7 protein-coding genes and 2 pseudogenes are annotated in these 7,440 nt (G+C 58.5%); 6 read left to right on the forward strand and 3 right to left on the reverse strand.

The window, feature by feature from the left end:
- The first annotated feature begins 287 nt into the window (after positions 1 to 287).
- Positions 288 to 452: pseudogene (locus tag B7Z66_15420) on the forward strand (DNA methyltransferase).
- Between the two features lie 19 nt (positions 453 to 471).
- Positions 472 to 1,392: a restriction endonuclease gene (locus B7Z66_15425; protein ID OYV74737.1), complete on the forward strand. Its 921-nt coding sequence runs from the start codon at positions 472 to 474 to the stop codon at positions 1,390 to 1,392.
- Between the two features lie 85 nt (positions 1,393 to 1,477).
- Here the strand turns inward: B7Z66_15425 and B7Z66_15430 are convergent, their stop codons facing one another.
- Positions 1,478 to 1,663, reverse strand: a complete 186-nt coding sequence (locus B7Z66_15430; GenBank protein OYV74738.1) for a hypothetical protein — start codon at positions 1,661 to 1,663, stop codon at positions 1,478 to 1,480.
- Between the two features lie 513 nt (positions 1,664 to 2,176).
- Between B7Z66_15430 and B7Z66_15435 the strand changes: the two genes are divergently transcribed.
- The 4 genes from B7Z66_15435 to B7Z66_15450 are packed head-to-tail and all read left to right on the forward strand — an operon-like array spanning position 2,177 to position 6,254.
- Complete coding sequence (locus B7Z66_15435; protein ID OYV74739.1) at positions 2,177 to 2,692, forward strand: hypothetical protein; 516 nt, start codon at positions 2,177 to 2,179, stop codon at positions 2,690 to 2,692.
- A gap of 12 nt (positions 2,693 to 2,704) precedes the next feature.
- The gene (locus B7Z66_15440) at positions 2,705 to 3,436 is read left to right on the forward strand and encodes a hypothetical protein (GenBank protein ID OYV74740.1); all 732 of its coding nucleotides are present in this window, start codon (positions 2,705 to 2,707) and stop codon (positions 3,434 to 3,436) included.
- 6 nt (positions 3,437 to 3,442) lie between these two features.
- Complete coding sequence (locus B7Z66_15445) at positions 3,443 to 5,761, forward strand: hypothetical protein (protein OYV74741.1); 2,319 nt, start codon at positions 3,443 to 3,445, stop codon at positions 5,759 to 5,761.
- Entirely contained in the window at positions 5,481 to 6,254 is a 774-nt protein-coding gene (locus B7Z66_15450; protein ID OYV74742.1) for a hypothetical protein, read from the forward strand. The genes B7Z66_15445 and B7Z66_15450 overlap by 281 nt, the downstream gene beginning before the upstream one ends.
- A 160-nt stretch (positions 6,255 to 6,414) precedes the next feature.
- On the opposite strand, the pseudogene B7Z66_15455 reads toward B7Z66_15450, so the two are convergent.
- Together B7Z66_15455 and B7Z66_15460 are read right to left on the reverse strand one after the other, a co-directional pair.
- Positions 6,415 to 6,803: pseudogene (locus tag B7Z66_15455) on the reverse strand (ISAzo13 family transposase).
- Positions 6,804 to 6,854: 51 nt separating this feature from the next.
- Entirely contained in the window at positions 6,855 to 7,169 is a 315-nt protein-coding gene (locus B7Z66_15460; protein ID OYV74743.1) for a hypothetical protein, read from the reverse strand.
- Positions 7,170 to 7,440: the final 271 nt, after the last annotated feature.

Raw genomic sequence — 7,440 nt, forward strand, 5'->3', positions numbered from 1 at the left:
AACTTCGTGCCGCCACGGAAGAACACATGGCGGTGATCGGTAGCGAACCCGAGCGCGTCAAAGCCTACTTCCGCGATCCACGCGTCAAGTACGCCGCTTTATACTGTTTAAGGGCCGAATCAATAGGGCCGTCTCGCGCCTCACAGGGGTGAGCCTGCATCGGGTCATGGGCCTGTGCGAGCGCTATGTCTATGCAGAAGCGCGATCCCGCCTTAAAGGACATGCGCTGGACGCTGCTCAAGGATTCCCGTCGCCTCAACGTCGCTGCGCGAGCGCCTGAAGGCGACTTCGAGAACGAGTGGCAGAGGTTCCGGACCCGGCAGTACCGGGCGCTGGAGCTGATGACAGCTCCGCACACGTATGAGCGTCCGAGGCGGTATACGGTTGCGGTAAAGGCAATCGATATCTTTGGCAATGACACCATGACGTTGATGCCGGTGAACGTCGGGTGAGGAAGGAGAAGGGCAATCAATGATTCCAGACTACCAAACTCTCATGCGACCGGTTCTCGAATGCGCCTCGTCTGGAGAGGCGCGGATCAGCGACGTGGTCGAACTGCTTGCCAATAAGCTCGGCTTAACCGCCGAAGAGCGCGGCATGATTCTGCCGAGCGGAAAACAGACCCGGTTTGCCAATCGCGTTAACTGGGCGAAGAGCTACCTGAAGCAGGGGGGCCTCGTCGAGATCACGGGTCGCGGGCGCTACAAAATTACCGACCGAGGGCTCGCCGCCTTGGCTAATAAGACCGCGACTATCGACAACGCATATCTTGCGCAATTTGAAGAGTTCCAAAACTTCAAGAGCAAGGAAGTCGACGAAGATGTAGTAAATGCACCCACATTGCAGGGGCAGGTAGAAGAGACCGAATCGACCCCGGACGAAGCTCTGCGCCGCGCCCATGGTGCCATCATCGGGGCGCTTTCCGCCGAGCTGCTGGATCGAGTCCGAAACGGGACCCCTGCATTTTTCGAGAAGCTGATTGTCCAACTTCTGATCGCCATGGGCTACGGTGGCACCTCTGAGGAAGCTGGGCGCGCGATTGGTCAGAGTGGCGATAACGGCGTGGACGGTGTAATCGACCAAGATCCCCTTGGCGTCGATCAGATTTATGTTCAGGCCAAACGCTACGGCGAAGGCAACAATGTCGCTGCAGGTGCCATCCGAGACTTTTACGGCGCTCTGAGCTTGAAGAGGGCTCACAAGGGCATCTTCGTGACCACCTCAACGTTTAGCACAGCGGCAACCGAAACCGCCCGTGGACTGGGGTTACGTATTGTTTTGATCGACGGACCTCACCTCGGGCGTCTGATGATCCGCTATAACGTCGGGTGCCGGGACGAGGAGATTATTCACTTGAAGAAGCTCGATGAGGACTTCTTCGAACCGACGTGATTCAAACCGTGGAGCGCGCTTTACTTCGACCCCGTCACGCAATATAAAGGACGTTATCATTCATTAAAGGCAGCGCCGCCGGAGCTTAGATGCGCGTCACCTTCGAATGGACGGGGTGTTCTCCGGCCACCTCGGGATGACCAAACCGGCTGCCAGGGGTAAAGTCCACGGCAATCGTCAACGTCCGGGCCTTGGCGTCGAAGGCCATATCCCGCACATACCAGGGTGCTTCAATCCCCAAGGCCATCTCGAACAGCTTCGCTTCCGCCATGACCGCCACTCCTCATCAGGTCCTCTGGCGGTATTCTATCCATGATGGGTACCCACTCGGAATTGAACAGAGGCGTTATTTTTCAATGACGCGCCTTATCGAGTTGCCTCTGTTCGAAGCGCTTTCGTATACGCCCAAGATGCTCGTCACCGAGCCGTGCCGCGCAGACAAGACGGTGCTGGTGTGCACGACGGATGGGAGAACCGCACCTATCTGACCCCCGAAAAATCAGACGGTTCTCGGCTACCCGCGCCCGTCTGATTGCTCTCATGCACGCTCCTTTTCAAGTCGGCCACTCTCGGTTCGTCTGATCGTCAGACGCTCGTCAGATCAAAATCCCCGTATTTTCCCATCCCAGACGGGTTTCGTTAGCTATGGCTCAAGCTCAATGACAAATTTGTCTTGATCGAAGAGTGGTATAAGCGTATTTTTGTATATCTGATATTTTGGGTAGCCCAGTACCGAGCGAGTTCATTGCCTGCCCCTCACCGGTTAATCCTTGAGAGGTGCCAGATGACGCCAAAAAACGCTCACATCGAAAATGTTTTGTGCCTCGCAGCGGCTCTTGCGTTGCTCATTGCGGGTTCTTCCAAGAGCGTCGCCGCGACAACAACATCCACATTCAACGTGAACGCCAATGTATTGGCGGTGTGTACCGTAACGTCGACCGATCTCAATTTCGGCGATTACGATGCTTCGCAGGCGAGCCATGACACCGCAACAAGCACCTTATCTGTGACCTGTTCTAAAGGACAGGATTACACGATTGCGCTCAATGCGGGCGCCGGAGTGGGTGCAACCGTCGCCGCCCGCAAAATGACCAGTGGCGCCGAAGCGCTCCATTATCACCTATACACCAGTGGAGCCCATTCGACGATTTGGGGAGACGGGACGCTGGCGACGGCCGTCGTTCCCGGAACTGGCAGTGGTGATGCACAATCGCACACGGTCTATGGACAAATTCCCATCAACCAGCACGTTCCCAGTGGGGTCTATTCCGACACGATCAATGTCACATTCACCTATTGAGGGGAGGCCAACATGCGCGATAAGGCGAGCCTATCCGTCGTAGCTATGGCGGCGATCTTTGCGATTGCGCCACTGAAAGCAGCCGTCGCGGATTCACTCGAGGTTTCACCGATTAATCTTCATCTCGGTGCTAACAACACCGGCATCCTCAATACAGTAAATCGTGGAGACAAGTCGATTGTCGCGCAGGTCGAGGCGTTTCACTGGCAGCAAAGCGACGGCAAGGATGTGCTCACGCCGAGTACGACGTTGCAAGTCAGCCCGCCGATCATCCGCCTAGGGCCCGGCAAGAAACAGATCGTTCGGATACGGGTGACGGCCAAGCCGACAGGACCCCGAGAACGGGCCTATCGCCTTGTGGTGAGCGAACTGCCCAACCCGGCCGAGCAGGCGAAAGGACGTGTGCGGGTTTTGCTGCAATTCCGGCTTCCCGTGTTTGTCGGCGGCGCACAGACAACGCCGAGGCTGCTCGCCTGGACCGCAACGACATCCGGAAGCAATCTGGTGCTGCGGGTGAGCAATCGCGGCGACCGACATGTCAAGCTGGCCGGTCTTCATGTCGTCGCGCCCGATGGACACGATACGACAATCGAGCCCGCATCCTTCTATTATGTGTTGCCCGGTGCAACGCATGAATGGACCGTTTCCGAACCCCATGTCACACCCGGCACAAACCTTCATATTCAGGGAGTCGAGGAAAGCACCGGCACGAAAATCGACTATGCGGTTGTTGTCCACCGGTGAACAACTGTGCGTCTCGCCGGGATCGCGCTGGCTCTGATCTTCATTCTGGTGGGCGTGGAAACAGCATATGGAGCGCAGCTGGCGAGCGCCACGCGCCATTTGCTGCTAGAGGTGTGGATCAACGGCCACGATCGCAAGCTTGTCGCGGAGGCCACGGAACAGAACGGCAAGCTACTGATTGCGCCGAGTGAACTCACCGAGATTGGCATCCGTTACCGTGCACGGGAGGTTGGCGCCGATGGCCTCGTCGATTTATCTAACCTGCCACGCCTGACCGCAACCCTCGATGAGGCCAATCAAATTCTGCGTATCGAAACGGCAAACGTGCGGCTCGTTCCGCAGATCGTCGATATGCAGCCGCCCAGAGCCGCATTCCACCGGGCCAGCGCCGGTACGGGGCTCATTCTCGATTACGACAGTGTCGCCACGGCGGTGGACCGAGGTGGCGCCTCGTCGACTGGCCTGTCGCTGCAGACCACAGGTTTCACGCCCTGGGGAACGCTGACCGGGACGGCTTTCGGGACCGCCGGTGGTGGACAGAACCAGTTCACCCGTCTCGACACCACGCTTGAAATCGACGACCAGGATTCGCTGCGGCAGTGGCTCGTCGGCGATGTGGTATCGGGAGGGCTGATTTGGTCACGGCCGGTGCGCTTCGCTGGACTTCATGTGGGCACCGACTTCTCGCTCGAACCCAACCTCGTCACCCAACCTCTGCCGCAATTCTTCGGACAGACGACAGTGCCCACCAGTGTGGATGTCTTCATCGACGCGGCGAAGGTTCTCGAGACGCTGGTACAACCCGGCCCTTTTGCAATCCGCAACCTGCCGGTCGTCACCGGCGGCGGCACCGCAGATGTCGTCATGCGCGACGAACTCGGCCGGGAATTTACACAAAGCGTCCCCTACTATACCGCTCCGCAGCTTCTGACGCCCGGCTTGTTCGATTATTCGTTCGATTTCGGCGCATTGCGTCGCGGCTATGGAGTGCGCAGCTTCGATTATGCAAATGCCGTCGGCGAGGCCACCGTGCGATATGGACTGAGTGACATTCTCACCCTTGAGAGTCACATAGAAGCGTCGCAAGGGGTCTGGCTTGGTGGCGGTGGGGGTGTGTTGGCGATCCCGCCTTATGGGCTCATCGAGGCATCGCTCGCCCGCAGCTACGCGAATGGCAATAACGGCAGCCTCCTATATACCGCAATGCAAAGCGAAACCCACCCCATCAGCCTGTTTGCATCTTACACGCAGACGTCAGAATATTATGCCGATGTCGGTTCCATCGATGCGCTCGCGCCAGCGCGCCAGCGTTTGCAGGCAGGGATGGGCATTTCAATGGATGCCTACGGTTCACTAGCCTTTTCCTGGATTGAGGTGCGCGATCGTGCCAGCGGTCACACCCAACTGGCCACCGCGTCTTATTCTCTGTCGCTTGGCGGCGGTCTTTATCTTGGCGTGACGGGCGTTGACGATGTCCAGAGTGGCAACCATTCCGCGGAAGCGTTCATCAGCATTCCGCTTGGCGGTGGAACCTATCTCGGGGGTTCCGTTTCCAGGCAGCCAAGCGCAACAACGACAATGGCGTCACTGACCCACCCCGCCAACCCCGATGGCGGATGGGGCTACGGCGCCCAGGTTTCCGCCGGAAATGCAGAAACCGCGGAGGCGGACGCCACCTGGGTCGAAGACCACGGACGGCTGGACGCCGGCGTCGCCACGGCCAGGGGCCAAACGGCCGCCCGCCTTGGCGCGTCGGGCGCGCTGATCCTCATGGATGGTTCGCTTTATGCGTCGCACACGAGCAACGACGCCTTCGCGCTTGTGCAGACCGGCACACCGGGTGTTGAAATCTATCGCGAGAACCGGCCCATCGCGCGCTCAGGCCCGGACGGCGAAGCACTTGTGCCCGATCTCAATGCCTATGAGGAAAATCGCCTCTCTGTGGAACCACGGGACTATCCGATGAGTGTTGTGGTAACGGATCCAGATCGTATCGTCGTGCCGCGCCGCCACAGCGGCGTCGCGGTGGACTTCTCGCCGACGGATGTGCATGCCGCGCTTGTCACCGTGCGGCTGGAAGATGGGTCGTTCCCCATGGCCGGGACAGAGGTGCGGATCGACGGACGCAAACAATCGCTGGTCATCGGGCATGGTGGCCAGCTTTTCATCGAAAATCTCACCGTGCCGCTGTCGGCCAGGATCGCCTTGGAAACACACTGGTGCCGGTTCAAGATCGTGCCGCCGACACAATCCGAGACTGACGAAATTCCGCGCTTGCCGCCCGTCACCTGCCGCGTCGAGGCCGATGATGACCATGCGCCGTAATATCTACCGCCGGCTGGCGGCCCGCCTGATCGTGGCCGGAGTTTTCGCGTTTGGCGCGGCAAGTCCTGCCGCGGCTGTCACTTGCGGTACAGCACTAAGCCCGCTCACCGTGTCCGTGACCGGTGTGAATTTTGGGAACTACGATGCGCAGACATCGACACGCGATGACGCCGAAGGAACCGTGACCGTCGCCTGCGCACTGGGATTAGATGTCCTGCCAGCTTTTACCGTCAGCCTTTCCATGGGCAATGCCAATCATTTCTATCCGAGGCGGATGGCGTCCGGGGCTTCGACGCTGGACTACAATCTCTACACATCCGCTTCTCATGTCACGGTCTGGGGCGATGGCACTGGCGATACGGAAACACGGAGCTATCCTGGGCTACTGGTGTTTGGCAATGCTGAACAAACGATCTATGGCAGTGTGCCGCCAAGCCAGTTCGTCAATGCCGGTGCCTATAGCGACACGATCGTTGTCACAATCGACTATTGATGGAAATTGATTCGTATTCTCGAAAATCAGTATGCGAATTGGCCTAGTGGCAGCTCAAATTGTTCCGTCTCACCCAATCGGGGCCAGTTTTGACCCTCTGATTCTCACCTAATCGGGGCCACTTTAGGGTAAGTGGCCCGTTAATTAATAAAGGTAACAACTACTTCGTTCTTGGCTGTATGACGTAGTTCCATTCGCCATGAAACTTGTTGCGTGTCAATTTGACGTGCTTCACTCGGCATTGCTCACTTTGCGCCCTGTCGGATATTTCCGGCGGTCCAGTCTACACGTGACGGTCAGGCCCTTCGCGGTGGTCGTTCTGGCGATGAGATTGACGATCGTCTCATAGTCACGCAAGGGCTTGCCGCGCCAGTTGGATGATATAAAGGAGAAGAGGCGGTGCTCAATCTTGTTCCATTTGCTCGTGCCGGGCGGGAAATGGCACACCGAAATGCGCAGCCCGGTTTGATCCGCGAATTTCTGCAACTCCAACTTCCACAACCGCAGTCGCCAGCCATTGCTCCCGCCAGCGTCTGCGGTGATCAAGATCGTGTCCTTCCGGCAGGGGTGCGTAAAGCGCTCGGCGACCGCGCGGATCGGCTAATCGGGGGGGTCAGGACCGGGGTTTTGCGAGGCGAGCGTGGTCTGGTAGTTCCAGGGCATCCAGGCGCTGGGGTGTGCGGCGACCTCGTCACCGTGACGCTGTAGGGCCACCAGATAGTCGAACGCAGCGATGTGATTGAGCTCGGCGGTGTGGATCAGGCTCATGAACACGTCACCGACGTGGGCGCCGGCGAGGGTTCGATAGAACAAGGCATTTTTCCGATGCAAGATCGCCTTCTTCAACACTCGTTCTGAGATATTGTTGTGTGTGCCTTGCCGAAGGTGCACAAGTTCCGTGGGTGTGATCCCCACCCGGCCACTCTCGCTCCGGCCGGAAGCACTTGGAGCGGGCCAGGAGGCGACGAATGGCCTGAAGCACTTCAAGAAAACCCCTCTGTAAGGAGGGAAGCGCAGCACGCGGGCCGTAACGGAAGTGAACACCGTGCAGGCCCCGAAAACTCCAATGCGGAAGCCGACTCGCCATAATAACGAGGAAGGCCGCTGCGGTTGGGGAAGCGAGCGAGATTCGCACCCGACCGTTCCGCCGGGGTAGTGGTGACGGCACGCATGCAAGAGAACTGGT

The organism is Chromatiales bacterium 21-64-14, assembly GCA_002255365.1.
GTDB lineage: Bacteria > Pseudomonadota > Gammaproteobacteria > 21-64-14 > 21-64-14 > 21-64-14.